The organism is Amycolatopsis sp. NPDC114484, assembly GCF_055633755.1.
In genome coordinates this window covers 42,973-69,220 of the sequence record NZ_JBVKDQ010000034.1, presented here as the reverse complement: position 1 = coordinate 69,220, position 26,248 = coordinate 42,973, and the positions used below count along the sequence as shown (strand labels likewise).

Here is a 26,248-nt window from a genome sequence, read left to right as displayed (position 1 = left end):
CAACTCGTCGGGCACCAATCGTCGCGACAACTCGTCCATCACAAGTCATGATCATGCTCGCACCTCAACCGCCATCCAAGTGAGACACGCTCTAACGATTAGCTTTTCATTACGGTCATACTTTTGTGTCTGATAGGGTCAGCCGTTCGCCCTTACCCGATCGTGCCGCAGGACCCGCGAGGCCTTCAACCGAACTCCCCCCAAGGAACTCCATGCCCGCCTGGCCCGTCACCGAGGCCGACGCCCTTGCCGAACAACACCGCCTGCGCGCCCTGGTGGACCCGACCGGCCCGGCGCTCTCCGACGGTGCCCTGGTAGCGGGCGTCGACGTCGCCTACGACGACGAACGAGACGTGGTCGTCGCAGCCGCCGTGCTCGTGGATTTCACGTCGCTCGAGACAGTGGAAGAAACGACCGCGGCCGGACAGGTCAGCTTTCCTTACGTACCCGGATTGCTGGCCTTCCGCGAACTCCCGCCGGTCCTGGACGCCCTGGACGCGCTCCGCCACCGCCCAGACCTGGTCCTCTGCGACGGCTACGGACTGGCCCACCCGCGCCGGCTCGGTTTGGCCAGCCACCTGGGCGTTCTGACCGGCCTCCGCACCGCCGGGGTCGCCAAGACTCCGTTCACCTTCGCCCACGACCTGCCCGGCCCGGCACGCGGCGATTGGTCCCCGCTGCTCGACGGCGCGGAGGTCGTCGGCCGCGCGCTGCGGACACAGCCGGGGGTCAAGCCGGTCTTCGTTTCGGCCGGTCACCGGATCGGCTTGGCCGAGGCAAGCGACGCGACGCTGGCGTTGGCACGGAGTTACCGGCTGCCGGAGACGACGCGACGGGCGGATTCCCTGTGCCGGAGGGCGTTGAAGGAAGCTGTTCTTCACGGCAGCGCTCAGTCCGGATGACGGAGCGCAAGCCCTCAGGATGACCGCGACCACTCGCCGATGACCGCGAAATCCTCCTCCGCGAGACCGCCGTCCGGGGCGACGCGGTGCAGCAACGCATGACCGGGATGACGAGCGAGCACCCACTCCCGGTCCCCGTCGGTGATCTCGTCGTCGACCCAGACGAAGGGACGGCCGTCCGCCCACTCGACCAAGGTCCGGGTCTTCCAGTGCACGCCGAACCACCGGTCTTCGCGTTCCTCCGCCGCCGAGGGCTCCGGCCAGCGCACGACCGGCAACGGCGGCAGGCCGAGCCGCGTCGCGATCTCAGTGTTGGCTTCGTCTTCCCACGTCGTGGCCCACACCAGTTCGGCTGGCAGCGCGGCGAGCCGGGTCCCCCAGCGCGAATCGAGCCGGTCCAGCGGAGAACCCGCCTCAGCCGGTTCGCGGCCGAACGGCAGCAGCGGTCCGTCGACATCGAGGAACACCAACGAGCGACGGCCGCCGAGGGAGGACTCAGTCGATTCCATTGCGCTGCCAGCTTATCCAGTTGAGCCGCCAGCCCCGCCACAGCTACCTTCGCCGGCGAAAGCCCCGCCCGGAAGGAACCCCGTTGACCGTCATCGACAAGATCGCCTGGATCACGTTCGACGCGGGCCGGGTTCTCAGCACCCGCTCCCGGGGCAAGGACGTCTACTACCTCCCCGGCGGCAAACGCGAGCCCGGCGAGAGCGATCTGCAGACCCTCGTCCGCGAGATCCACGAGGAGCTCACCGTCGCCATCGCGCCCGCGAGCGCCCGGCATTTCGGCACCTTCCAGGCCCAAGCCCACGGACACGCGACGGGCATCGCCGTCCGGATGACCTGCTACACCGCCGACTACCGCGGCACTCTGGCCCCCAGCAGCGAAATCGAGGAAATCGTCTGGCTGACCTATGCCGACCGGGGCCGGGTCTCCCCGGTCGACCAGGTCATTTTCGATCACCTGCACGAAATCGGGCTGCTGGCCCAAGCTCCACAGTAGACAGTCTGTCCGCGGAATCCAGCTTCCCGTTACGCCCCATCAGGCGTCCCGTAACCCCCTCCCCCGCCAGACTCGCACCGCAGCACATCCCCCCGCCGCACCCGGAGGCTGTTCACCTTCAACATCTCCCGCGCCTCCGGGGTGCCAGGGTTCAGCACCACGCGCGGCGGCGCACCCGCCGAGCCGCCGAACAGCCCCCACGCGGGCGTCACCGACCGCTCCCACCACAGCGACAGATCCTGGTCCGCCTCCATCACATACTCCCGGACCACGCCGTCTCCCCCGCGCCAGCGGCCCGCGCCGCCCGAGCCCGCGCGGATGCGGTATTCGTTCACCCGCACCGGATACAGCGTCTCGACGACCTCCACCGGCAAGTCCCGCAGCGAGCCGTTGACGTTGTTGATCAGCGCCGTCTCCCCGTCGCCGCCTTCCCAGGCGCCCCAGCCGCCGACGGTCGCCTCCAGCGTCACGAACGGCTCCCCCGTCCGCGGGTGGTCGCCGGCGAACTGCACGATCATCGAATCGCCATAGCTGGCCGCCGCGACCCGGTCCGGCATCGCGGGCGCGAGCGCGGCCACCACGAGGTCGATCAACATGCCGAGACTCGAGTAGTAGTACTGGCACGCGGCCGGTTCCCGCGCGCCGAGCATCGACCCGTCGCGGACCTGCACGTCCAGCGGGGCGAACGAACCCCCGTTGAGGCTCACCTGCGGCGAGATCAGCAGCTTGTACCCGACCCGCGCGGCCGAAATCGCTTGGGAGCGGCCGCAATTCACCGGTCCGGCGGCTTGGTCGGCGCAATCGGTGAGGTCGATCGTCATCGATTCGCCCTCGACGACCACCCGCACGCGCACCTTCAGCGGCGTGTCCGGATTGATCGCGTCGTTGTCCAGGTAGCCGGTCGCCTCGTACTCGCCGTCCGGGATCGCCGCGATCCGTTCGCGTTCGAGCCGTTCGGTCTGGGCGAAGATCTGCTCGCGCGCCGCGTCGACAGTTTCCGCGCCGTAGCGGGCGAACAGCTCGCCCAGCCGCCGCACACCCATCCGGGCACAGGCGATCTGCGCGCGCATGTCGCCGAGAGTCACGTACGGGAAGCGCACGTTCGTTTCGATCAGCCGCAGGATATCGGCGCATTCGACGCCGCCCGCGACGATCCGCGTCGGCCCCATCCGGAGGCCCTCTTGATAGATGTTCGTGGAATCCATCGAACCGCCAGGGTCCTTCGAACCCATGTCGATCCAATGCGCGCGCGAAGCCGCGAAGCCGACCAGTTCGTCCCCGACGAAAATCGGCGCGTACACCGTGCAGTCGTTGAGATGCGTGCCGCCGATGTAGGAATCGTTGAGCACCCAGACGTCGCCGGGTTGCCAGACGTCCGCGCCGAACAGGTCCTCGGTGTGGCTCGTGCAGATCTCCAGGTTCCCGAGGAAAATCGGCAGTCCCGACGACTGGCCGAGGACGCGGTGGTTGCGGTCCAGCAGCGCGACGGCGCAGTCCTTGCCCTCGTAGATCGTCGGCGTGTAGGACGACCGGATCAGGGTCATGTTCATGTCCTCGGCCGCCTGGATCAGCGCCGAGCGGATGATTTCGGTGGTGACGGGGCTGATGCTCACGCGTGCTCCTCCTGCGGGTGATCGGCGGCCGCGAGGGTGACGACCAGGAAACCGTGCTCGTCGACGACGAGTTCGGCGCCCAGCGGGACGACGGTGGTGGCGGTCTCCTCGTGCACGATCGCCGGTCCGGACAACCGGCTGCCGGGGACGAGCGAGGCGCGCGCCACGATCGTGGCGGACACGGCCTGCCCGGCGAAAACGACGTCGCGGACGACTGGATCCGGTCGTTCGGCGCTCGCCTCGGCCGCCGCCGCGGCGCGGTCCACGACGCCGTGGCCGGTGGTGCGGAGCGCGACGAACTGCACCGGCGCGCCGGGGGTGGCGTGGCCGTAGCGCTGGTGGTGGATCTCGGCGAACCGCGTCTCGACGGCGGGGAGAAACTCGGGGCTGTCCACCGGGTCGTCGTCCAGGATCGGCACGGTCAGGGTGTAGTCCTGGCTTTCGTACCGCATGTCGACGCCGTGGGTCACCGACCGGCGGTCCTCGGGGATTCCCTGTTCCCGCAACGCTTCCAGCGCCTGATCGCGCAACGAATCGAGAGCCGTGCGCAGGGCTCCGGTGTCGAGTTCGGCTCCATTGGCGAAGAACTGCATGGCGAAGTCCCGCCGGACGTCCGCCTCGAGCATGCCCCACGCCGAGAACGCGCCGGGAAACCGCGGCACGATCACCTCGGTGATGCCGATTTCCTGGGCGATGAAAGCCGCGTGCATCGGTCCCGCGCCGCCGAACGCGAGCAGCGCGAACTGGCCCGGTTCTCGGCCGTGTTCGACGGTCAGCGTGCGGATCGCCTGCGCCATCTTGGCATTGCCCACGTCGCAGATGCCGGACGCCAGCTCGATCGGGTCCATCCTGAGCTGTTCCGCCAATGTCGCGACGGCAGTGTGCGCGGCGTCGAGGTCGAGCGGCATTCCCCCGCCCGCGAACGATTCGGGATCGACGCGGCCGAGCACGCAGTTCGCGTCGGTCACCGTCGCCTGCGTTCCGCCGCGGCCGTAGCACGCCGGGCCGGGCACCGCGCCCGCCGATTCGGGGCCGACGCGCAGCGCGTCGCCCTCGGCGTAGGCGAGCGAACCGCCGCCCGCGCCGACCGTGTGCAGGTTGACCAGCGGCATCAGCAGCGGGAAGCCCTCCGCCTCGCCGTCCGGCGAAACGTCGGCGGCGTAGTCCATCACCAGCGAGACGTCGAACGAGGTCCCGCCCATGTCGACGCAGATCAGGTCGGGACGGCCGAGCAGCTTCGCCGCCGCGACGCCGCCCATCGTGCCGCCGACCGGCCCGGACAGCAGCGTCTGCAACGGATGCCGCCGCGCGAAACCGGCGTTGACCAGTCCGCCGGAGGACTGCATGACGTGCACCGGGACGTGCAGGCCCTTCTCGGTGAACCGCCCTTCGATGCGGTCGAGATAGCGGTGCACCGACGGGCCGGTGTAGGCCTCGAGCACCGCGGTGGACGTGCGCTCGTACTCCCGCCATTCCGGCGCGACTTCATGGGAGAGCACGACCAGCGCGTTGTCGCCGAGTTCGTCGCGCAGAATCTCGCCGGCGCGGCGCTCGTGGCCGGAATCCAAGTAGGAGAACAGGAAACACACCGCGACCGCCTCGAAACCCTCTTCGCGCACGCGTTTCGCGACCAGCCGCACCGCGTCCTCGTCGAGGGGTTCGAGTTCGGCGCCGGTGGCGTCGAGCCGTCCGGCGACCTCCGCCACCGCTTCCGGTCCGACGAGCGGTTCGGGCTTGCGGTAGTGCAGGTCGAACAGCCGGTTCCGGTTGCCGCGCGCGATCCGGTAGACGTCGCCGATCCCCCGGGTGGTCAGGATCAGCACCCTCGCGCCGCGCCGTTCGAGCAGCGCGTTCAGTCCTTGCGTGGTGCCGTGCACGAAGAACTCGATCTCGGCGAACGGCAGGTCGAATCCTTCGAGCGCGCCGAAAACGCCGCGCGCGAGGTCGTCGGGGGTGGTGAGCACCTTGCCCGCGCGCAGCCGCTGCGTCGCGCCGTCGTGGACGACCACGTCGGTGAAGGTGCCGCCGATGTCCATGGCGACCCGGTAGGTCATGGGAACTCCTTGTCGGGTAACGGAAATCAGGTGAGCGCGCGGCCCTCGGTCTCGGGCAGCGGAAGGACGGAGAGAAGCGCGACGACGAGGAAGGCGACGATCGACGCGACCGTCAGCGAGGACGCCACGCCGTGGTCCATCATCGCGCCGATCACCGGCACGGAAACCGTGTTGGCCAGCAGGATCGCCGAAGTGGACCAGGAGTAGCCGACGCCGCGCAGCCCGGTCGGCAGCACCTCGGCCGACCAGGTGTTCCAGATGCCCCAGGCACCGAGCGAGAAGAACGCGAGGATCAGGTTGCCCGCGTACAGCTGCGCGGAACCGGTGGCGAGACCGAACAGCACGCCGCCGATCGCCGAGGCCAGCGCGAACAGCAGGAAGATCCGCTTGCGACCGTGGCGGCGGGTCAGCCACGCGGCGAGCAGGTAGCCGGGAACGGACACGACCTGGGTCACCGCGACGAACCACAGCGCGCCGGACACGCTCAGCCCGCGGTTCTGCAGCAGGACGGGCAGCCACGTCTGCAAACCCCAATAGCCCCAGCTGAAAGTGAACGACGTGAGCAGCAGCGGCAGGAACCGCCGCCGCACCGGCGAACGGAAGAGGTTGCGCACCGCGCCCGCCTCGCGGTCGGCGTCCTCGACGGAAAACCTGGTGTCAGCGGGAATTTCCGCACCGAGACCGCGCAGGACGGTGGCGGCCTCCGCGTGGCGGCCGCGCCGGGCGAGCCAGTACGGCGATTCCGGCACCCAGCGCAGCACGGCGAACGCCCACAGCCCGGCCAGCGCGGCGACGACGGCTACGGCGCGCCAGCTGATCATGCCGAGCGACTGGCTCACGCCGATGCACAGCAGGGTGCCGATCGGAAACCCGATGCTCAGCGCGACGGCACCTTGGCCCCGCCGGGCGGTGGGCAGCAGTTCGAGGAAGTACGGGAACGTGACCGCGTAGACCCCGCCGAACGCGACGCCGGACAGGAACCGCAGCACGACGAACGGCCAGAAGGCCGGCGAAAGCCCGGCGGCCAGCGCGAGCACCGCGTAGATCAGGAGGCTCGCGACCGTCACGCGGCGGCGGCCGAGCCGGTCGATCAGCCCGCCCCACAGCAGCGCGCCGGGCACCATGCCGAACGCGACCGCCGACAGCGCCCAGCCGAGTTTCGTGTTGTCCACCCCGAACTCGCCCGCGATCCCGTTCGAGACGTAGACCAGCCCGACCTGTTCCCAGGCCTCGACGACGAACGCGAAGAACAGCACCGAACCGGCGAGCCAATGCCGCCGGGTCAGCCGCATCCCGGTGCAGACGTCGCCGACGGTCGGCGCGGCGGCGGAGGTGGGCGGGGCGGGCTCGTGCGGGGCGGCCATGGCGCCTCCTATCATCATCAAAACGTTTTGATGAGCTTTCGCGGCATCAAACCCGCGCGCCGGTGCGGTGTCAAGACCTCCTCCGCCGGCCGGTGGGCGATACTGGGCCGTCCGGAGGCAGGGCGAAGGGGCGACGGCGGTGGACACGGAGGGCACAGCGGACACAGCGGCGGGCAAACGGCCGGTGACGATCCGGGAGGTCGCCGAGCGCGCCGGGGTCTCGATCAGCACGGTTTCGCACGCGCTCTCCGGACGCAGGCCCATTTCGGCGGCGACCAAGGCGCGGGTGCGCGAGGCCGCCGCGGAGCTGGGCTACGACCCGAACCCGAACGCGCGCTCGCTGCGGACCGGCCGGTCCGGTCTCGTCGGGCTCATCCTGCGGCCGCGCTACGCGGTGGCCGGCACGCCCGACCGGGCCGAGACGTTCAACCGGCTCGTCGGGTCGATCGCGACCGAGATGCTGCGGCACAAGACCGGGCTGATCCACGTGCCCGATCTGCACGACCCGGCGGTCGCGAGCGTGCCGATGGACGGCTGCATCGTGGCCCATCCCTACGGCGGCGACACCGCGCTGGCCGAACTGCTCGGCCGCGGCCTGCCCGTGGTGACCGTCGAGGAGGACCCGGAACAGCCGGACCTGCCGTGGGCGGTGCGGCTGGACTATCCGCCGGTCGTCGAGGCGCTGCTGGACCACCTCTACGCCCAAGGCGCGCGCGACGTGCTTCTGTTGTCCGGCACCGAGGACAACGCCTGGAACCGACGGCCGCGCGAGACTTATCTGGCGTGGTGCGAGCGGCTTGGACTGAAACCGCGGACCGCCCTGCTCAGCGAGGGCCTGACCCAGCGCGACGTGCCCGAACTGGTGCACCCCTTGCTGTCCGGCCCGGACCGGCCGGACGCGATCGTGGTCGCGACGAGCGATTTCGCCCCGCTCATCGCCGAAGCCGCCGCCGCGCAAGGCCTGCGCATCCCGGACGATTTGCTGCTCGCCGCTCTGACCGACAGCGAGCACGCCCGCACGAGCACGCCGCCGATCACCGCGATGGACCTGACGCACGAAGCGCTGGCCGAGCAGGCGGTGGAGTTGATGCTGGCGCGGTTGTCCGGGGCCGAAACTCCTGCTGGGCCGGTGTTTCGGGCTCCGGAACTGCGGCTGCGCGAGTCGACCCAGCGGCGGAAGTGACGCGCGCGGAGCTGAACCCGCTCCACCGTCTGCAACCACGAGACCGCCTGCGCCCGCAGAAGGACAGGCACGGACGGACCGCCGCCACGCCAACACCGGGCGCGCTGCCGTTCCCGAGACCGTGCGAGGAAACATTCGCCGCCGCTCCTGCGCCCATCGGCAGGTCAGACACCTCTGCCGCCAAGGCGGGCACCGGCCAGCCCCGCACTGTTCCCCGTCAAGCCAGTACTTGCCTGAGGAGAAAGTGATGGGGTACTTTCTCCTCAGGAAAGTTATTTCACCAAGGCAAGGAGGCGATCATGGCCGAGCATCCCTCCCCTGAAGAAGCGGCACGGGCCCTTCGGGACGTCGACCACCGCAGGGACCAGGCGCTGGACGCCCTGCACGGGGCGAAGTGGGTGGACGTCGTCTTCGCCCTCGTCGTCTTCCTGTATCTGGCTTCGGCGGACTTCCTGCCCGGCGCAGCCGAGTGGAAGGGCCTGGTGCTGGCCGTGCTCGTCGTGGGCTACGTGCTGTTGCTGCGCACCCGCCGAGGTTCGGCGTGGCTGGGGCACCGGGTGCGGGTGGACAAGTCAGCGATCCGGCCGAGGGTCGCTGTCGGGCTGGTCTTCATCGTGGTGTGCGTGGCGGCAGCGATCGCGCTTGCGCTGGTACGGATCCCGTACGGGAACACGATCCTGGGCGCGGTGCTGGCGATCGCGCTGATCGCGTTCGGGCCGCACCTGCGGCGAGGCTTGGCCGCGCTGATCCGGCGCGATCGCTCAGGGGGCGCGCCCGATGGCCGTGCCTGACCTGGATCCGCTCCTGCTGGACCCCACCCGGCTGTCCGTCGCGGCACTGTTGTCCGGCACCGAATGGGCCGAGTTCGGCTGGGTCCGCGACTCGGCCGGGCTGTCGGATTCCGCGCTGTCCAAGCAGATCGCGAACCTGGCCGGCCCCGGATACGTCGAGGTCAAGAAGGGGTACGTGGGCAAGCGGCCGCGAACTTGGCTCAACCTCAGCGATTCCGGGCACCACGCGCTGCGCGCCCACGTCGCGGCCCTGCAGCAGATCGTCGATCAGTCGCAGCGAGCGGACCGCACGCCCCGCGCGGAGGAACCCGGCGACTGATCGCGGCCTCCCTCGTCTCGCACGAGACCGACAGTGTCCACTATGGAGGAACGGCCGACCGCTGGGGCCTTCTGGCCCGCGCGGTCGGCCGTCCGCATTGCGAACGCCGCCTCGTTCACCGGCTAGTCCACCGGCGTGACCTCGGCCATTTCCGACCAGGCCGCCCCGTCGAGGTTCTGGTAGTTGATCCGCGGCTTTTCCGCGACGACAGTCGACATGAGCGGAAAGAAGTCCTGCGCGTGCTGGGTGGCGACGTGCGCGTCGCCGGCGGCGCTGTCGGCGAAGACCTCGACCATCACGAATTCGTTCTCGTCACCGCCGTTCTGGTAATAGTCGAACGACACATTGCCCGGTTCGCTGCGCACCTGCGCGGTGTAGCGCTCGATGCCTTCGAGCCATTCGGTTCGCTTCTCGGGGCGGATCTGTGCTTTGAGGACGATCAGAATCATGCGCCGAGTATCTCAGGAGTCTCCCCGCCTTCGCAGAACCCGGGCTACGCCGCTACCGCCGCGGAACGAATCACCCGCGCCCCGGCCACCGACGTCACCAGCAATACCACCCCTCCCCCGAAAACCGCGCTCACCACAAACGGCGCGACACTGAACGCCGCCGCCGGACTGCCCGTCTTGACGATCGAGAACGGCAGGACACACACCATCGCGCCCGCCACCGCGACGACAATCGCCAGCAGGGTCGCGGCGGCGGTTTCGCGCAGGAGCATGCCGCGGACCTGCCGGACGGTCGAGCCGATCAGCGACAGCGTCGCGAACTCCGTCCGGCGGTCGCCGATCGCGGCCACCAGGTTGTTGGTCAGCGCGATCGCCATGAACAGCGAGATCAGGACGACGACCAGGTAGTTGATCGAGGCCAGAACGTCGGCGGTGCTGCCCGGAACGCTGTGCTGATTTTCGATTCCCTGCATGGCCAGCGTGCCCGCGGAGACGCCGACCAGCAGCGTCAGGAAGGTGACGATCGGACGGGCTCTTTCCGGTGCGGCGCGCAGGTTCACCCTCGCCAGGTGCGCTTCGGCGTTCTTCGCCCCGTGCGAAAGGCGTCCGACGATCCGGTTCGCCACGGCGACCAGTTCCGGCGCGAGGATGGCGAACCCGATCGAGCACAGCACCACGGCGGGACCGGTCAGACCGGTCGTCGCGATGTTGTCGGCGGGCAAGGCCAGCACCGCGCTCGACGAACCGAAACCCGCTGCCAGCAACACGATCGCCGCGATCCGGCGGGGCCGCGCCGCCCTGACCCGACGGGGTCCGGACTCTTCTTCCACCGGACTGCGCCGAGCCGGACCGCGGCTTCCGATCCAAGCCGCGAGCACTCCGGCCAGCAGCACCACCGCGACGCCGACCAGGGGCAGCACGATCCCAGGCGCGAACGTCGTGCTCGGCGCGGTGAGCCCGGCCGAACGCACGCCGGTCAGCAAGAGGAACCCGAGCAGGTAGCCGAGCCCCAGCCCGGGCAATGCGGCCACGGCGGCGATCGCGAGGGTTTCCACCGAGACGAGCACCCGGATTTGCCGCGGCGCCGCGCCGATCAGCCGCAACCCGCCGATCTCGCCGGACCGCCCGGCGAGCGTCACGCCGATCGTCGAGACCATCGCGAACACGACGATCGCCACCACCCAGCCGCCCAGAATGAGCGGGAACTGAGTGAGAAATCCGCGATCGGCCGGAGCTGTGCCGCCGGAGAGGCCGGTGCCGAGCAGGGCGGTCATCGCGACCACCAGCGCCATGCCGACGAGCGCGACCAGGCCCGTGGCGACGGCCGCGGCGCGGTGCTGGCCGAAGAGCCGTAAAGCGAGTCTTACCATGTCAATTCCCCTTGAGATCTTGTCGCCGCCACCGGGCATTCGCGCCGCCTCACCGAGCACCCACCGCGTTCGCCGCCCGCTCGGCGGACTCGACGAGCACCGCCATCCGGTTCGCCACCGTCGCGGCGGTCGGCCGGGCCAGCTGGTCGACCACCAGCCCGTCCGCCAAGAACAGCACCGCGTCGGCATAAGACGCGGCCACCGGGTCGTGCGTCACCATCACGATCGTCTGGCCCCGGTCCGCCAGCTGCCGCAGCAAGCCCAGCACCTCCCGAGCGCTGCGGATGTCCAGTGCGCCAGTCGGTTCGTCGGCGAAAACCACCTCCGGATCCGTCACCAGCGCGCGGGCCACCGCCACGCGCTGCTGCTGCCCGCCGGAAAGCTGGCCTGGCCGGTGTCCCCCGCGCTGCGCGAGTCCGACCTGCGTCAGCAGCGCCGCGGTCCGCTGCCGGTCGGGGGTGCGACCGTCCAACCGCAACGGCAGTTCGATGTTCTCCTCCGCGGTCAGCGCGGGCAGCAGGTTGAACTGCTGGAACACGAAACCGATCCGCTGGCGGCGCAGCTCGGCCAGCCGTGGTTCATCCAAAGCGGACAGATCCGTGCCGTCCAGTTCGACGGTCCCTTCCGTCGGGGCGCGCAGGCCGGCCGCGCAGTGCAGCAAGGTCGTTTTCCCGGAGCCCGACGGGCCCATGATCGCGGCGAAGGCGCCGCGAGGGACGTCCAGGTCCACGCCGCGCAGTGCGTCGACCGGGCCGCCTTCGCCGTCGAAGCGGCAGCGCAGCCGCCGGGTGCGGATCGCGGGTGCGGTCATCTTCCAGTCCTCCCAGAGTTATGAACGATCGTTTAAAACGAACGTTTACATGTTACGGTAGCACGCGTGGGACACCGCGAGAACCTGATCACCGCCGCCCGGGAATGCCTCCTCAAAGCCGGTTACGCGCGCACTACGGTGCGCGACCTCGTCGCCGCCTCCGGGGCCAACCAGGCGTCGATCAACTACCACTTCGGCTCGAAGGAACAGCTGCTCACACAAGCGCTGTCCGACCTCAACACCGAATGGGGCGAGATGCTGTTCGCCGTCCTCTCCGACCCGGACGACGAACAAGCCGGACCCGAGCGGCGCTGGGCGCGGATCATCGAATCGATCCGCGAACACCGCGAGCTGTGGTTCGTGAACTTCGAGAGCGTCAGCTACCTCCAGCACGACGAGAAAGTCCGGAAGATCAACGCCGAAGGCCAGCAGCTGGCGCGCGTCGGACTCGCCCGCGCCTTCGGCGATCTGGGACCGGACGCCGACCCGAAGGACGTCCACGCGGTCGGCGCGCACTACTACTCGTTGCTGGTCGGGACCGCGCTGCAGTGGCTGACCGATCCGGACCACGCCCCCTCGGCGGCGGATGTCGTCCGCGCCGACCGGCGATCCCTCTAGACCGGAGCCGAACCGGCACTGAGCCAGCGCACGTCACGCTGACGTCACAGATCCCCGGCCCCGCGGCAGCTCCGTTGACACGTCCGCCATCTGGGTGACATGATTCCGGAATCGCTTGGAAACGTTTCCAAATCAACTGAAACGTAGCTTGGAAACGTTTCCAGCAGCGGTATCCGCACCGCTGCTCGCTGTGTCCGACTGGGAGGGACGATGACGTCAACCCGAGCCACGCTGATCCAGGTGGCCGAGCGCGCCGGCGTGTCGCTGGCTTCGACCTCGCGCGCGCTGCACGGGACCGGCGCGAGCAAGGCGATGGTCGAGCGCGTGCGGGCCGCCGCGGCGGAACTGGGCTACAGCGCGGACGCGATCGGGCGGTCGTTGCGGTTGAAGAAGACGTCGCAGATCGCGTTCGCGGTGGCCGACATCGGCAACCCGGTCTACGTCGAGATCATGCGCGGCATTCACGAAGTGCTCGCGCCGCACGGATATCGCGTCGTGGTGATGTCCACTGGGGACACCGCGGCGTCGACCGCCGAACTGACGCACAGCCTGCACGGCGGGTTCGTCGACGGCATGATCGTGATCCCGCTGCGCACCGACGACGAGCTGATCGAGCAGATCGGCCGCGCGCCGGTGCCGGTGGTGGTGATCGGCCGCGCGATGAGCGATCGCGGGATCAGTTCGGTTTCCACGGATTCCGCCGCCGGGATCGGCGCGGCGGTGCAGCACGTGGTTTCGCTGGGCCGCCGCCGGATCGGCTTCCTCAACGGACCGCTCGACACCACGCCGGGCTCCTCGCGGCAGCGCGGGTTCGACGAAGCGGTGTCCGCGAAGGACTTCACGGCGGAACAGACGGACGTCGAGGTCGCGGCCGATTTCACTGTCGCGGCGGGGATCGAGGCCGCCCGGAAGCTGCTCGGCCGTCCGCGACGGCCGGACGCGATCGTGGCGGCCAACGACCTGCTCGCCATCGGGGCCATCCGCGCCGCCCGGGAACTGGGGCTCAGCGTCCCGCGCGACGTCGCGGTCACCGGCATGGACGACACCGAGCTCGGGCAGGTTTTCCTGCCCCGGTTGACCAGCGTGTCCCTCGGCTCGGCCGAGCGCGGGCGCGCCGCCGCCCGGCTCATGCTCGGGCTGACCGACGACGCGGACGCCCCGGCGCGGCAGATCTCGGTGGGAACCGAGCTGTTCGTCCGGGAATCCACTGTGGACCAGAACGTGGAGGACGCGGAATGACCACCGCGACGCAGCCGCGGGTCGCCCCCGCTCCCCCGCCGCGCCCGAAGAAGACCACGCAGGCCCGCACGCGCCGGCGCGAGGCGATCGCGCTGGTGATGCCGTCGCTGATCCCGATCCTGGTGCTGTCGGTGGCCCCGCTGGTCATCGGCATCGTGCTGGCCTTCACCGACACGCGGCTGGTGCGGCATCCGGACTTCGGCTTCGCCGGGATCGACAACTTCGTCCGGCTCGGCGGGAATTCGCTGTTCTGGGACTCGCTGCGGATCGGTCTGATTTGGACGGTCGGGGTGACCGTCCTGCAACTGGCCGCCGCGATGGGGCTGGCGCTGCTGCTCAACTCGGGCCTCAAACTGCAGGGCCTCACCCGGGTGCTCGCACTCATTCCCTGGGCAATGCCGCCGGTGGTCGTCGCGATTATGTGGCAAATGATTTACTCGGCCAACGGCGGACCGCTCAACGCCTTCCTCGGCAGCATCGGACTTCCGGACGGAATCAACTGGCTCGGCGATTTCAATACCGCATTGCCCGCGGTGATCGTGGTCGGCGTCTGGGTCGGCATGCCGCAGACCACCGTGACGCTTCTCGCTGGCCTGCAACAGATCCCCACTGAACTGCACGAAGCGGCAGCGGTGGACGGAGCCGGAGCATGGCGACGATTCACCGCGGTGACCTGGCCGAGCATGCGACCCATCGTCAGTTCTATTACTTCCCTCAATTTTATCTGGAATTTCAATTCCTTCTCGCTTGTCTACGTCCTCACCGCGGGCGGGCCGGGCGGCAAAACCATGGTGCCGGTGCTGTTCGTCTATCTCGAAGCGTTCAAGAACCGCGAGATCGGCTACGCCGCCGCGATGGGGCTGGTCCTCGTCATCGTGGTCGTCGCGCTGCTCGCGATCTACCTGCGGTCGCAGTTCCGGGGCGACCGCCCGGAAAGGGGGCGGTGATCCATGCGCCGGTCCGTGCGCCCCGCGCAGTACCTGGCTCTCGTGCTGTACCTGCTGTTCCTCGGTTTCCCGTTGCTGTGGCTGATTTCCGCGTCGGTGAAGTCGTCGGCGGAGCTGAACTCGCTGTCGGTCAACCTGGTCCCGAGCGAATGGCACTGGGACAACTACGGCGAAGCGCTTTCCCGGCAGGGCCTGCTGCATTCGGCGTTCAACAGCCTGCTGGTCGCGCTGGCCAGCACCGTGCTCGCGATCCTGATCTCGGTGCCCGCGGCCTACGTGCTGGCCCGGCTCAAGGGCAAGCTGCGCGTCGCGGGCGTCACCTGGATCCTGGTCAGCCAGGTGTTCCCGGTGGTGCTGGTGATCCTGCCGCTGTTCCTCGTGCTGCGGACGCTCGGCCTCGCCGACAGCCTCGTCGGGCTGACGCTCGTGCACACCACCTACATCCTCCCGTTCGCGCTGTGGATGCTGCAGGGCTACGTCGCGGCGATCCCGGTGGACCTCGAGGAGGCCGGGGCGATGGACGGCGCGAACCGGTTCACCGTGCTGCGCACCATCGTGTTCCCGCTGCTGGCCCCGGGCGTGGTCGCGACCGCGATGTTCAGCTTCGTGTCGTCGTGGAACGAGTTCTTCTTCGCGCTGGTCCTGCTGCAGTCGCCGGAGAACTACACGCTGCCGATCACGCTCACCATGTTCATCGGCGGCGAGGGCAAGGTCGCCCTCGGCCCGCTGGCCGCGGGCGCCGTGCTCGCGGCGATCCCGAGCATCGCCTTCTTCAGCCTCCTGCGGAAGAAACTCACCGGCGGCCTCATGGCCGGGGCGGTGAAGGGATGAGCCCCACCCCATCGGAAACACCTTCGAAAGGTCGGTCGATGAAGACACGACGCGCGGCCATCGCCGCCAGCCTCGCTCTCACCAGCCTGCTCGCCGCGGCGTGCGGCAGCGGCGGGGACAGCGGCGGCGGGGACGGCGGGCCGGTCACCCTCACCTTCCAGTCGCTGTCGGACCAGCCCGCCGCGATCGCCGCCACGAACAAGATCGTCGGATCGTGGAACCAGGCGCATCCGGACACGCAGGTGAAGGTCGTCCAAGCAGGCTGGGACAGCGCCTACGACAAGCTGATCACCCAGTTCAACGCGGGCACCGCGCCGGACATCGTGCACTACGAGGCGGCCGGGATCGGGCCGTTCGCCGCCGACGGCTACCTCGCCGACCTCTCCCCCTACCTGTCCGGGCAGAAGCGCGCGGACATCCCGAAGGGCGTGCTCGACTCGGTGACGGTGGACAGCAAGGTCGTCGCCTATCCGACCGAGCTTCAGTCCTATGTGGTCTTCGCGAACAAGAAGCTGCTGGAGCAGTCCGGCGCGCAGGTCCCGACCGGCGAGACGATGACCTGGGACCAGCTGCGCCAGCTGGCCAAGACCGCCACCAAGGACGGCAAGTACGGCCTCGGCTGGGGGCTGTCGAGCCCGACCGCGACGTTCGTGGCGATGGCCCCGGCGTTCGGCGGCAAGTACTTCGAGGGCACCGGCGACCAAGCGCAGATCAGCGTCGGCCAGGGCGAGATGGCGCTGCCGCAGCTGGTGCACGACATGAACGCCACCGACCACTCGATCCTGCCGGTGACGCTGACCCAGTCCGGCGGCAAGGCGCTGGCCCCGTTCTACGCGGGCCAGGTCGCGATGACCGTGCAGGGTTCGTACCAGGCGGCGAACATCGAGAAGGACGCGCCGAAGGACCTCGACTGGGTCGCGCTGCCGCCGATCGCGGGTCCGGCCGGACCGGCGCAGGCGGCGAACCCGCAGACGCTGTCGGTCAACAAGGACTCCAAGCACGTCGAGCAGGCCGCGAAGTTCCTGGACTACTTCACCAGCACCGAGAACCTCGCCGCGCTCAACGAGGCCGACACGCTGATCGCGGCGAGCAACTCCGCGCGCGAAGCGCTGGACAAGAAGCTCGGCGCCAAGAAGGGCTGGAGCACCATCCTGGCCTCGGGCAAGTACCTGACCTCGGCGCCGTATCTGTTCGCCGGCAAGTACGCGCAGTGGAAGGACACCGTCGCGACGCCCGCCTACCAGCGCTTCCTGGCGAACCAGATCGACGCGAACACGCTGGCGCAGCAGCTGAAGGACGGCTGGAAGAGCGTCGGCAAGTGACCGCCGCGCCGGGACCGGGCACGCGTCCGGTCCCGGCGCGCACAACAGGCGCGGGCGGCCCGCCCGCGCCGGGGAACGAAGGGACGCAAGCCGGTGACCTGGCTGGAGGACCGCGCGGTGGCAGTGATCACCGGCGCGGCAGTGGGGGACGCGCTCGGCGGCGCGACCGAAGGGTGGACGCCCGAGCAGATCGAGGAGCGCCACGGCGGCCGGGTGGCCGGGATCGTGCCGCCCTGGTACCCGAACTGGCGGGACGCGCGCCCGATCGCGCCGTACCACAAGGGCGACGGGCACATCACCGACGACACCTTGATGACCCGCGCGATCGTCGAGGTGTACGCGAAGCGCCGCGCGCACCTCGACGCGTACTCGATGGCCGAGGACCTGGTGCCGCTGATGATCGGCGAACCGCGCTGGGTGCCGGAGCTGGAGTCGACGGCCCTGTTGCTGCAGCGGGTGTTCCTCGCCGAGAAGTGGATCGTCGCGAAACTGCACTACGGGCATGTGGACCCGCGTGAGGCGGGCGTCGGCAACATCGTCAACTGCGGTGCGGCGATGTACATCGCGCCGGTCGGCGTCGTGAACCCGGGCGATCCGCGGGCGGCGTATGCCGAAGCGATCGACCTGACCGCGCCGCATCAGTCCAGCTACGGCCGGGAGGCCGCCGGGGTGCTGGCCGCGATGGTCGCCGCTTCGGTCGCGCCGGGCGCTGGGCTGGACGACATCGTGCAAGCCGCGCTCGCGGTGTCGCACGACGGGACTTTGGCCGCGCTGCTGGCTGTTGTCGATGCCTTCCAGGGGTGGAACGACGCGCCGAAGACCGACGACGAGGAGCGGGCGCTCGCGCGGAAGATCCGTGAGGTCGTCGCGCCGTTCGATTCGGTCGGGCCGGAGTACCGGCAGATGTCGATGGACGCACGGCGGCCGTCGCGGACCAAGGCGATCGAGGAATTGCCCGCCGCGCTCGGGTTTGTGCTGGGCCATCAGGGCGACTACCGCGGCGCGGTGCTGGCGTCGGTGAACTACGGCCGCGACGCGGACTCGATCGCGTCGATGGCGGGGGCGCTCTGCGCCGGGCTCGGCGGGGCGGCTTCGGTGCCGGACGAGTGGATCGATCCGATCGGCGAGGCCAGCAAGATGGATCTGCGCGAGACCGGACGGCTGCTCGCGTCGGCCGCGACGGACATCGTGAAGGCCGACCGGGACCGGGCCCAGGCCCGGCTCGCCGCTCTCGACGCGCTGGCCGCGGCATGAGGCTGACCTGGGCGCAGCCCGAAGACCTGCTCGCGCACGAGTTCGTCCAGTCCGCTGTGGAGGGCAAGGACGTGACCTCGGTGCGGGAGCGCTGGACCGCCGCTGGCGGCGATCCGGCACCCGCCGCGAGCGGGGCAGGACCGCGGCCGGCGCCCCCAGCGTTGCGGGCGCTGGCCCGGACGCTGCTGGAGGAACTGGCCGCGCTCCCCTGTCCGGCTGCGCCGCACGAGCCGGACGACTGGGACTCGATCCTCGCGCTGCTTCCGGCCGCGCCGGTCCTCCCCCGGCCCGCCGCGGACCGCACGCTCGGCGCGTGGACCGGGCGGGCGGCGGGATGCCTGCTCGGGAAGCCGGTCGAGAAGATCCCGCGCGACGGCATCGAGGAGATCCTGCGCGCGACCGGACGCTGGCCGCTGGACCGGTGGTTCACCGCGGTCGGGCTGCCGGACGACGTCGCGGCGCGGTGGCCGTGGAACCGGCGGTCGGCGCCGACCTCCTTGGAGGAGAACATCTCCGGGATGCCGGAGGACGACGACCTCAACTACCCGATCCTCGCGCTCACGCTGCTGGAACGGCACGGTCGCGAGTTCACCACCGACGATGTCGCGCAACTCTGGCTGGAGCAGCTGCCCGCCGGACGGGTGTTCACCGCCGAGCGCGCCGCGTACCGGAATCTGCTGGACGCGCGGCCGGTGCCGGAGACCGCGACGCACCTCAACCCGTTCCGCGAGTGGATCGGCGCGTTGATCCGGACCGACGTCTTCGGCTGGGTCTCCCCCGGTGACGTCCGCGGCGCCGCACAGCTCGCGTGGGTCGACGCGCGGCTCAGCCACACTCGCAACGGCATTTACGGCGCGATGTGGGCGGCTGCGCTGGCATCGGCGGCGATGGTCTGCGACTCCGTCCACAGTGTCCTCGACGCGGCGGAAACTGTTCTGCCGCCGGAAAGCCGCCTCGCCGCGGCAGTTCAGTTCGGGCGGGAAGCCGCTGCTTACGAAGACGGGCTGGACCGGTTGCGTGCCCGATACGGCGACCTGCATTGGGTGCACGTGCTGAACAACGCCGCAGTGATCGCGTACGCGCTGGCTCGCGGCGACGGCGACTTCGGCCAGAGCGTCTCGCTCGCTGTCACGGCTGGCTGGGACACGGATTCGGCGGCCGCGACGGTCGGCGGGGTGGTCGGTGCGCTGCTGGGGGTGGACGGGATCGGCGAGCAGTGGACGAAGCCGCTCGACAACCGGATCGCGACCTCGTTGCCCGGCGGCGAACAGCGGATCACCGACCTGGCCGCGCGGACGGCCGGGGTGGCGCGATGACCGGACGGGTGGCTGTCGTCGGCTCGGCGAATGTCGATCTGGTGGTCGGCGTTCCGCGGCACCCGGGTGGCGGCGAGACCGTCCTCGGCGGGGACTTGCGGCGCAGTCCGGGTGGCAAGGGGGCTAATCAGGCGGTTGCCGCGGCGCTGGCCGGCGGGGCGGACACGACGTTTCTCGGGGCGTTCGGTGCTGATGACGGCGCGGACTTTCTGCTGGCGTCGCTGACGAAGGCCGGGGTGCGGACGGATCTGGTGTCGCGAGTGGACAGTGCGACCGGGACCGCGTTCATCATGGTGTCGCCGGACGGGGAGAACTCCATTGTGGTCGCTCCTGGGGCCAACTCGCGGCTCTCGCTTGCTGACGAGCAGCTGGAGCGGATCGCCGCGGCGGACGTCGTGCTCGCGCAGCTGGAGATTCCGCTCGAGGCCGTGACCGCTGCCGCCGCGGCCCGGCGGTCCGGCGCGCGGATGGTGCTCAACGCCGCGCCTTCCCGGCCTCTGCCGGAACTTGACCTTGATGTGCTGATCGTCAACGAGCACGAGGCGGCGGACCTGGCCGGGACGTCGGGCACTCCCGAGGAGCTGGCCCGGATCCTGCAGCAACGCGCACCCGCTGTGGTGATCACGCTCGGCGCGGCCGGTTGTGTCGTCGCTGAGCGGGAAATCGTGCACCTGTCCGGGTTCCCGGTGTCCCCTGTGGACACAACTGGAGCCGGGGACACGTTCTGCGGCGTGCTCGCGGCGGTGCTCGCCGAAGGCCGTCCGCTCCGCGAAGCCGCCGAGCGCGCCGGGGCCGCCGCCGCGCTCGCCGTGACCCGGCCCGGCGCGCAATCCGCTGTACCGACCGCTGCCGAGGTCGCCGAGTTCGCTGAGTTCGCGACCGGAGGAAACGCCCGATGACCTACGTGTTCGACCCGCTCGTCCCGCGCCCGATCGACCAGTCGACCGAGGTTCCGCTCGGCGCGCCGCTCACCCCCGAGCAGCTCGTCGCGCTGGACGAGGCCAAGATCTTCGTCGGTCCGGCAGACCCCGCCGACCGGGCGGAATGGCGGGCGCGGCTGGAACAATGGCGTGCCGACGCGCACGAGCGGCACAGTTACCACGGCCGCGCCTACGACCGGCCGGAAGCCGCGTGGGCCGCCGGATGCCACACGGTCGCGCAGGTCTGGCTGTGGGACGAATTGCTGTATTCGTTCGAGGAGCGCCGGTTCACGCCGGAGCGGTTCCTCGCCGACGCGCACCAGCGGTTCGGCGGCCTCGACGCGGTCGTGCTGTGGCACGCGTACCCGGTGATCGGCCTCGACGACCGCAACCAGTGGGATTTCTACCGCGATGTGCCCGGTCTCGGCGAGCTGGTCGAGACGTTCCATTCGGCGGGCGTGCGGGTGTTCGTGGACTACAACCCGTGGGACGTCGGCACGCGCCGGGGCGAGGACGACGCTGCGGAACTGTCCGCGGTGCTGGCGGATTTCGGCGCGGACGGCGTCTTCCTGGACACGCTGAAGAAGGCCGATCCGGCGCTGGTCGAGCAGCTCGAACGCGCGCGGCCGGGGGTCGTGCTGGAGGGCGAGTCGAAGCTGCCGGTCGAGCGGATCGAGGACCACTCGGCGTCGTGGGCGCAGTTTTTCGCCGACTCGCCGGTGCCGGGCGTGCTGCGTTCGCACTGGTACGAGCGGCGGCACATGCAGCACCACGTGCGACGGTGGCATCGCGATCACACCGAGGAACTGCAGTCGGCGTGGTTGAACGGCGTCGGCGTGATGGTGTGGGAAGTCGTGTTCGGCGTGTGGGTCGGCTGGTCGCAGCGCGACGCGGCGACCGTGCGGCGGATGGTGACCGTGCAGCGCACGGCCGGTGACCTGCTGCGCGAAGGCGAGTGGACGCCGTTGGCTCCATTGACGCCGGAAGCGGAGGCGGCCGGGGTTTACGCGTCGCGCTGGGAGCTGGGTGACTGGACACTGTGGACAGTCGTCAACCGCGGCGATTCGGATTACGCCGGGCCGGTCGTGGACGGGCCGGTGATCGATCTCTTCGCCGACGGATGTGTTCCTGCGCGCGGGATTTCGGCGTTGCTGCGGGTCGCGGACGGTGCGGCGGAGCCGTGGTGGCTGTCGCGGGTGGCGACCCTCCCCCACGATCCGGACGCCCGTTTCCCGCACCGTCTCGCCACGCGGGTCCAACCAGATCTGGAGTCCGTGAAGGGCCCCCTGAGGGAATCAGAGTCCGTCAGGGTTCCCCTCACGGACGTAGTTGAGCTGCCTGCCGGGCCGTATGTGCTGACGGTCCGGTATCGGGGGCGCGAGACCGGGATGTACCAGGGCGCGCCGTACGTGGACGAGTGGAAACCGTTGCCGCCACGGCTGCACGATGCCCGGACGCTGCAGCGAGACGGTTCGCTGGCGTCTCCGGTCGCGGTCGCGGTGACCGAGGTGACCAATGGCGAGTTCGCGGAATTCCTCGCTGCTACTGGGTATCAGCCGGTCGAACCGCATCGGTTCCTCGCGCATTGGGTCGACGGTCGACCGGTCTCCGAGGACGAGCCGGTGACCTTTGTGGACCTCGACGACGCCCGTGCGTATTGCGCGTGGCGCGGCGGCCGGTTGCCGACCGAGGACGAATGGCAGCTCGCCGGGGAAACCGGCGGTCTGCGGCGCGGCGCGCCCGCGGTGTGGAACTGGACCGAAAGCGAACACTCCGACGGGAGGACCCGGTTCGTGATGCTCAAAGGCGGCAGCGATTACCGCGCCGAAGGTTCCGAATGGTACGTCGAGGGCGGCCGCCACGAGCCGGATTACAGCGTGAAGCTGCTGTTGCCCGGGTTGGGGCTGGCACGCGGCGCGACCGTCGGGTTCCGCTGCGCGTGGGACGTGCCGCGATGACCGTGTCGAGGGACGCGTCCGCCGGGGCGCTGGCCGGGCTGAGGGTCGTGGACGCGTCGACGTTGTTCGCCGGGCCGATGGCCGCGATGCACCTCGGCGACATGGGCGCCGAGGTGATCAAGGTAGAGCACCCGTCGCGGCCGGACCCGTCGCGTACGCACGGGGCGGCCAAGGGCGACGTCAACCTGTGGTGGAAGACGTTGGGGCGCAACAAGCGCACCGTCACCGCGAACCTGGGCAGCGACGGCGGGCGCGAGGTGTTCCTGGCGCTCGCCGAGACCGCCGACGTGGTGATCGAGAACTTCCGGCCGGGCACACTCGAACGCTGGGGCCTCGGCTACGAGGAGCTGTCCGCCCGCAATCCGGGGCTGGTTCTCGCGCGGGTGACCGGGTTCGGCCAGCTCGGGCCGTATCGCTCGCGGCCCGGATTCGGCACACTCGCCGAGGCGATGAGCGGTTTCGCCGCGGCCACCGGCGAACCGGACGGGCCGCCGACGCTGCCGCCGTTCGGGCTCGCCGACGGGGTCGCGTCGCTGGCCACCGCGTACGCGATCATGGTCGCGCTCGCCGGCCGGGCCGCGAGCGGACGCGGCCAGGTCGTGGACGTCGCGATCATCGAGCCGATTCTCGCCATGCTCGGACCGCAGATCACGCGGTGGGACCAGCTCGGCACGGTCCAGCCGCGCACCGGCAACCGGTCCGCGAACAACGCGCCGCGCAACACCTATCGCACCCGCGACGGGCAGTGGGTGGCGGTGTCGACGTCGGCGCAGTCGATCGCGGAACGCGTGGTGCGGCTGGTCGGACGGCCGGAACTGGCCGACGAGCCGTGGTTCGCGACCGGCGCGGACCGCGCGGCGCACGCGGACGAACTGGACGAGGCCGTCGGCGGCTGGATCGCCCGGCACACGCGCGACGAGGTCGTGGCCGCGTTCGAACAGGCGCAGGCCGCGGTCGCGCCGATCTACGACGCGGCCGACATCGTGGCCGACCCGCAGTTCCGCGCGCTGGGCACGATCCACGAGATCGCAGACCCGGAACTGGGCACGACGTTGATGCAGGGGCCGCTGTTCCGGCTGTCGGGCAACGACGCCGTCATCGGATTCACCGGACGCCCACACGGCGCGGACACCGACGAGGTGCTCGGCTCGCTGGGCTTCACCGCGTCCCGGATCGCCGAGCTTCGCGCGGAAGGAGCAGTATGACGCCCGCGCTGACCTTGCTCTACGTCCCGGCGGACCGGCCCGACCGCGTGGCCAAGGCGCTCGCGTCGGACGCCGACGTCGTGCTGGTCGACCTGGAAGACGCCGTCGCGCCCGCGCAGAAGGATGCCGCACGGGACAACGCGATGCGACTGTTGGCCGACGTCCCCGCGTCGCGTCCGGTGCAAGTGCGGATCAACCACCCGGACACGCCGTGGCACGCGGCGGACGTGGCCGCGGTCGCCGCGCTGCCGACGTGGGTGGGCGCGCGGCTGCCGAAGGTCGAGAGTTCGGTTGACGTTCGGTCGCACGCCGATGCGTTGCCGGGACGGGAATTGCACCCGCTGATCGAATCGGCGCTCGGCGTGGAACAGGCGCTGGAAATCGCGCTTGCCTCCCCGCAGATCGCGTCGCTCGGGCTGGGCGAGGCGGATCTGCGGTCCGACCTGCGGCTCGCCGACGAAGCCGGGCTCACCTGGGCGCGCAGCCGGATCGTGAACGCCGCCCGCGCCGCGCGGCTGCCCCCGCCGGCGATGTCGGTGTACGCCAACGTCCGCGACCTGGACGGCCTGGCGGAAAGCTGCCGGGCCGGGCGGGCGCTGGGGTTCCGCGGCCGGACGGCGATCCACCCGGCGCAGCTGCCGACGATCCGCGCGGCCTTCCTGCCGACGGCGGAGGAGGTCGCGCGGGCGCGGGAGGTGCTGTCCCGAATGGACGGTGCCACTCAGGCCGGGGTGGGCGCGATCGCGCTCGCCGACGGGACGTTCCTGGACGTCGCCATGCGGGACCAGGCCCTGGCGGTGCTGGCGCTCGTCTCCGACTAGGCCTTGTCCGCGGAAACCAGCCGCAGCAACGGATCGAAGCGGGCCGGGCCCTCGGTCGTCAGCTGCACCGGTTCCGCGACCGGCTGGTATCCGGTCACGACGACGGTGTACTCGCCAGGGAACAGATCGTCGACGGCGTAGTGGCCCGCTTCGTCCGTCACTGTCACCCGCTTGACCTGACCCTCGGCGTCCAGCACTGCGACCTGGGCTCCCGGGAACGGGCCCCGGACCGCGTGCACGGTGCCGGTGAGCCGGACCGACCGCGCCAGTTCGACGTCCTCTCGCACCGGCTCAGTGCCCAGCTGGACATGACGGGCCACCGGCTCCCGGCCGCCTGCCTGGACCAGCAGCAGATACGTGCCCGCCGGGGCGTCCAGGGCGAAGCTGTCGTCCGCGCCGGTCGTCGTGCGGCGTACTTCGTGGGTTTCCAGGGAGGTCAACGACACCGAGGCGGTTTCCGCGGGAGCGAGGCCGCTCACCGAGCCGGAAATCGCCGCGGGCGACGGGTTTTCCGGTGTGCTGCGGCGTTTTCGCGTCCGCGACAGCAGCACGTCGACGATCCCGAACAGCAGCGCGAGCACGACCAGCGCGGTCGAGCCGATCAGCCCGAGCGCGGTCGCGGAGTGGTAATCCCCGTGCGAACGCCCGAGTTCGCCGAAGAACAGCGACCCGCCGAGCGCGGTGCCGACCGCCGAGCCGATCCGCTGCCCGGTCTGCAGAACTCCGGCCGCGGTGCCGCCCTCCGCGGGCGGGACCTCTTCCAGGGCGAGCGTCGAGTTCGGCGAAATCACCAGCCCGCTGCCGAAGCCGCCGACGAACAGCGGCGCGGCCAGCACGAACGCGGTGTTCGCGCCGGAGTAGTCGCGGACGAGCCACGCGGTCGCGGCGAGCCCGATCGCCACGAGCAGCGTGCCGAGGACGACCATCGGCCTGCCGAGCCGGTGCACGAGCCGCCCGCCGATGGTCGGCGAGATCGCCGAGCCGATCGCGAACGCGAGCATCGCCGCGCCCGCCTGCAGCGCCGTGTAGCCGAGGCCCTGCTGGAAGAACAGCGTCAGGACGAGGAAAATCCCGGTGAATCCGGCGAAATAGACCATCCCGAGCGCGGAACCCATCGAGTAGCTGCGCACGGTCAGCAGCTTCAGGTTCACCAGCGGCTGCTTGCCGCGGCTGCCGAGCCAGCGTTCCCACAGCACGAACAGCACGAGCAACGCGGCCGCGACGCCCATCAGCCACCAGCGCGGCGAGGCCGCCTGTTCCTCTTCCTCGATCAACGGCAGCATCACCAGCACGACCGCCACGCCGAGCAGCACGCTGCCGACCAGGTCCGGCGTCCGCTTCCGGCCGCCGCGCGCGTCCTTCGGCAGCAACCGCAGCCCGAACAGGATCGCGAGGATGCCGATCGGCAGGTTGACGTAGAACACCCAGCGCCAGCCCTCGTCGACGCCGATGCCCTGGATCAGCAGCCCGCCGAGCACCGGCCCGATCGCCGTCGACACTCCGACCGTCGCGCCGAACGCGCCGAACGCCTTGCCTCGCTCGCGGCCGGAGAACAGCTGCTGCATCAGGCCGATGATCTGCGGGTTCAGCAGCCCGCCCGCGACGCCCTGCCCCAGCCGGGCCACGACGAGCCAGGTCGCGTTCGGCGCCGCTCCGCACAGCACGCTGGTCAGCACGAACAACGCCAGCCCGAGCAAGAACATCCGGCGGCGCCCGTAGTCGTCGCCGAGCCGCCCCGAGGGCACCAGCGCGAGACCGAACGTGAGCGCGTACCCGGACACGACCCACGAGACGTCCGCGGGCGTCGCGCCGATCCCGTGCTCCATCGAGGGCAGCGCGACGTTGACGATGCTGACGTCGAGCAGCGTCATGAACCCCGCGATGAGGCACACCCACAAGGCGCGCCAGCGCTGCGGATCGGGCTCGGGGGCAGGGGAAGAATGCACGGACCGTCCTGA

At 70.3% G+C, this 26,248-nt stretch carries 24 protein-coding genes; 16 read left to right on the top strand and 8 right to left on the bottom strand.

Translation table 11 applies throughout. The features are described 5' to 3' along the window. Positions 1 to 212 precede the first annotated feature (212 nt). Positions 213 to 902 carry an endonuclease V gene (locus ACZ7SW_RS42300; RefSeq protein ID WP_470236001.1) on the top strand — a complete coding sequence of 230 codons (690 nt, stop codon included), beginning with the start codon at positions 213 to 215 and terminating at the stop codon, positions 900 to 902. A gap of 14 nt (positions 903 to 916) precedes the next feature. On the opposite strand, the gene ACZ7SW_RS42295 is transcribed toward ACZ7SW_RS42300, so the two are convergent. Beyond that, the gene (locus tag ACZ7SW_RS42295; RefSeq protein ID WP_470236000.1) at positions 917 to 1,411 is read right to left on the bottom strand and encodes an HAD domain-containing protein; all 495 of its coding nucleotides are present in this window, start codon (positions 1,409 to 1,411) and stop codon (positions 917 to 919) included. 83 nt (positions 1,412 to 1,494) lie between these two features. On the opposite strand from ACZ7SW_RS42295, the gene ACZ7SW_RS42290 reads away from it, so the two are divergent. Next, positions 1,495 to 1,905 carry an NUDIX hydrolase gene (locus ACZ7SW_RS42290; protein ID WP_470235999.1) on the top strand — a complete coding sequence of 137 codons (411 nt, stop codon included), beginning with the start codon at positions 1,495 to 1,497 and terminating at the stop codon, positions 1,903 to 1,905. Between the two features lie 29 nt (positions 1,906 to 1,934). On the opposite strand, the gene ACZ7SW_RS42285 is transcribed toward ACZ7SW_RS42290, so the two are convergent. From ACZ7SW_RS42285 to ACZ7SW_RS42275, 3 genes are read right to left on the bottom strand one after another with little or no spacing between them, the layout of a single operon-like run. After that, entirely contained in the window at positions 1,935 to 3,518 is a 1,584-nt protein-coding gene (locus tag ACZ7SW_RS42285) for a hydantoinase B/oxoprolinase family protein (protein WP_470235998.1), read from the bottom strand. Continuing rightward, positions 3,515 to 5,572, bottom strand: coding sequence for a hydantoinase/oxoprolinase family protein (locus ACZ7SW_RS42280; protein WP_470235997.1), 2,058 nt, complete (start codon positions 5,570 to 5,572; stop codon positions 3,515 to 3,517). The genes ACZ7SW_RS42285 and ACZ7SW_RS42280 overlap by 4 nt, the downstream gene beginning before the upstream one ends. A 26-nt stretch (positions 5,573 to 5,598) precedes the next feature. Next, the gene (locus ACZ7SW_RS42275) at positions 5,599 to 6,936 is read right to left on the bottom strand and encodes an MFS transporter (RefSeq protein ID WP_470235996.1); all 1,338 of its coding nucleotides are present in this window, start codon (positions 6,934 to 6,936) and stop codon (positions 5,599 to 5,601) included. Positions 6,937 to 7,075: 139 nt separating this feature from the next. Here ACZ7SW_RS42275 and ACZ7SW_RS42270 point away from each other — a divergent pair, with 139 nt between their 5' ends. From ACZ7SW_RS42270 to ACZ7SW_RS42260, 3 genes are all read left to right on the top strand, one after another. Next, positions 7,076 to 8,119 carry a LacI family DNA-binding transcriptional regulator gene (locus ACZ7SW_RS42270; protein WP_470235995.1) on the top strand — a complete coding sequence of 348 codons (1,044 nt, stop codon included), beginning with the start codon at positions 7,076 to 7,078 and terminating at the stop codon, positions 8,117 to 8,119. A gap of 299 nt (positions 8,120 to 8,418) precedes the next feature. Then, positions 8,419 to 8,910, top strand: coding sequence for a hypothetical protein (locus ACZ7SW_RS42265; RefSeq protein ID WP_470235994.1), 492 nt, complete (start codon positions 8,419 to 8,421; stop codon positions 8,908 to 8,910). Continuing rightward, entirely contained in the window at positions 8,897 to 9,229 is a 333-nt protein-coding gene (locus ACZ7SW_RS42260) for a transcriptional regulator (RefSeq protein ID WP_470235993.1), read from the top strand. Before ACZ7SW_RS42265 ends, ACZ7SW_RS42260 begins: the two co-directional genes overlap by 14 nt. A 122-nt stretch (positions 9,230 to 9,351) precedes the next feature. Here the strand turns inward: ACZ7SW_RS42260 and ACZ7SW_RS42255 are convergent, their stop codons facing one another. Genes ACZ7SW_RS42255 through ACZ7SW_RS42245 form a run of 3 tightly spaced genes read right to left on the bottom strand, consistent with a single transcriptional unit; the run spans position 9,352 to position 11,859 of the window. Next, a complete protein-coding gene (locus ACZ7SW_RS42255) occupies positions 9,352 to 9,678 on the bottom strand; it encodes a putative quinol monooxygenase (RefSeq protein WP_470235992.1) in 327 nt (108 codons plus the stop codon). A gap of 44 nt (positions 9,679 to 9,722) precedes the next feature. Further along, entirely contained in the window at positions 9,723 to 11,048 is a 1,326-nt protein-coding gene (locus ACZ7SW_RS42250; RefSeq protein ID WP_470235991.1) for an FtsX-like permease family protein, read from the bottom strand. A 49-nt stretch (positions 11,049 to 11,097) separates the two neighbouring features. Beyond that, the gene (locus ACZ7SW_RS42245; protein ID WP_470235990.1) at positions 11,098 to 11,859 is read right to left on the bottom strand and encodes an ABC transporter ATP-binding protein; all 762 of its coding nucleotides are present in this window, start codon (positions 11,857 to 11,859) and stop codon (positions 11,098 to 11,100) included. A 66-nt stretch (positions 11,860 to 11,925) separates the two neighbouring features. Here ACZ7SW_RS42245 and ACZ7SW_RS42240 point away from each other — a divergent pair, with 66 nt between their 5' ends. The 11 genes from ACZ7SW_RS42240 (at position 11,926) to ACZ7SW_RS42190 (ending at position 24,290) form a co-directional block, all read left to right on the top strand. Next, positions 11,926 to 12,477, top strand: a complete 552-nt coding sequence (locus tag ACZ7SW_RS42240; RefSeq protein ID WP_470235989.1) for a TetR/AcrR family transcriptional regulator — start codon at positions 11,926 to 11,928, stop codon at positions 12,475 to 12,477. A gap of 210 nt (positions 12,478 to 12,687) precedes the next feature. After that, complete coding sequence (locus ACZ7SW_RS42235; RefSeq protein WP_470235988.1) at positions 12,688 to 13,716, top strand: LacI family DNA-binding transcriptional regulator; 1,029 nt, start codon at positions 12,688 to 12,690, stop codon at positions 13,714 to 13,716. Continuing rightward, positions 13,713 to 14,663, top strand: coding sequence for a carbohydrate ABC transporter permease (locus ACZ7SW_RS42230; RefSeq protein ID WP_470235987.1), 951 nt, complete (start codon positions 13,713 to 13,715; stop codon positions 14,661 to 14,663). Before ACZ7SW_RS42235 ends, ACZ7SW_RS42230 begins: the two co-directional genes overlap by 4 nt. A 3-nt stretch (positions 14,664 to 14,666) precedes the next feature. Then, entirely contained in the window at positions 14,667 to 15,494 is an 828-nt protein-coding gene (locus ACZ7SW_RS42225; RefSeq protein ID WP_470235986.1) for a carbohydrate ABC transporter permease, read from the top strand. Between the two features lie 38 nt (positions 15,495 to 15,532). Continuing rightward, entirely contained in the window at positions 15,533 to 16,816 is a 1,284-nt protein-coding gene (locus tag ACZ7SW_RS42220; RefSeq protein ID WP_470235985.1) for an ABC transporter substrate-binding protein, read from the top strand. Between the two features lie 93 nt (positions 16,817 to 16,909). Then, the gene (locus tag ACZ7SW_RS42215) at positions 16,910 to 18,070 is read left to right on the top strand and encodes an ADP-ribosylglycohydrolase family protein (protein ID WP_470235984.1); all 1,161 of its coding nucleotides are present in this window, start codon (positions 16,910 to 16,912) and stop codon (positions 18,068 to 18,070) included. Next, the gene (locus tag ACZ7SW_RS42210; protein ID WP_470235983.1) at positions 18,067 to 19,386 is read left to right on the top strand and encodes an ADP-ribosylglycohydrolase family protein; all 1,320 of its coding nucleotides are present in this window, start codon (positions 18,067 to 18,069) and stop codon (positions 19,384 to 19,386) included. The genes ACZ7SW_RS42215 and ACZ7SW_RS42210 overlap by 4 nt, the downstream gene beginning before the upstream one ends. Next, the gene (locus ACZ7SW_RS42205; protein WP_470235982.1) at positions 19,383 to 20,285 is read left to right on the top strand and encodes a ribokinase; all 903 of its coding nucleotides are present in this window, start codon (positions 19,383 to 19,385) and stop codon (positions 20,283 to 20,285) included. The genes ACZ7SW_RS42210 and ACZ7SW_RS42205 overlap by 4 nt, the downstream gene beginning before the upstream one ends. Next, positions 20,282 to 22,264, top strand: coding sequence for an SUMF1/EgtB/PvdO family nonheme iron enzyme (locus tag ACZ7SW_RS42200; protein ID WP_470235981.1), 1,983 nt, complete (start codon positions 20,282 to 20,284; stop codon positions 22,262 to 22,264). The genes ACZ7SW_RS42205 and ACZ7SW_RS42200 overlap by 4 nt, the downstream gene beginning before the upstream one ends. Then, the gene (locus tag ACZ7SW_RS42195; RefSeq protein WP_470235980.1) at positions 22,261 to 23,469 is read left to right on the top strand and encodes a CaiB/BaiF CoA transferase family protein; all 1,209 of its coding nucleotides are present in this window, start codon (positions 22,261 to 22,263) and stop codon (positions 23,467 to 23,469) included. Before ACZ7SW_RS42200 ends, ACZ7SW_RS42195 begins: the two co-directional genes overlap by 4 nt. After that, positions 23,466 to 24,290, top strand: a complete 825-nt coding sequence (locus ACZ7SW_RS42190; RefSeq protein ID WP_470235979.1) for an HpcH/HpaI aldolase/citrate lyase family protein — start codon at positions 23,466 to 23,468, stop codon at positions 24,288 to 24,290. Before ACZ7SW_RS42195 ends, ACZ7SW_RS42190 begins: the two co-directional genes overlap by 4 nt. On the opposite strand, the gene ACZ7SW_RS42185 is transcribed toward ACZ7SW_RS42190, so the two are convergent. Further along, positions 24,287 to 26,236, bottom strand: coding sequence for a DHA2 family efflux MFS transporter permease subunit (locus ACZ7SW_RS42185; protein WP_470235978.1), 1,950 nt, complete (start codon positions 26,234 to 26,236; stop codon positions 24,287 to 24,289). The genes ACZ7SW_RS42190 and ACZ7SW_RS42185 overlap by 4 nt on opposite strands. Between the last annotated feature and the right edge of the window lie 12 nt (positions 26,237 to 26,248).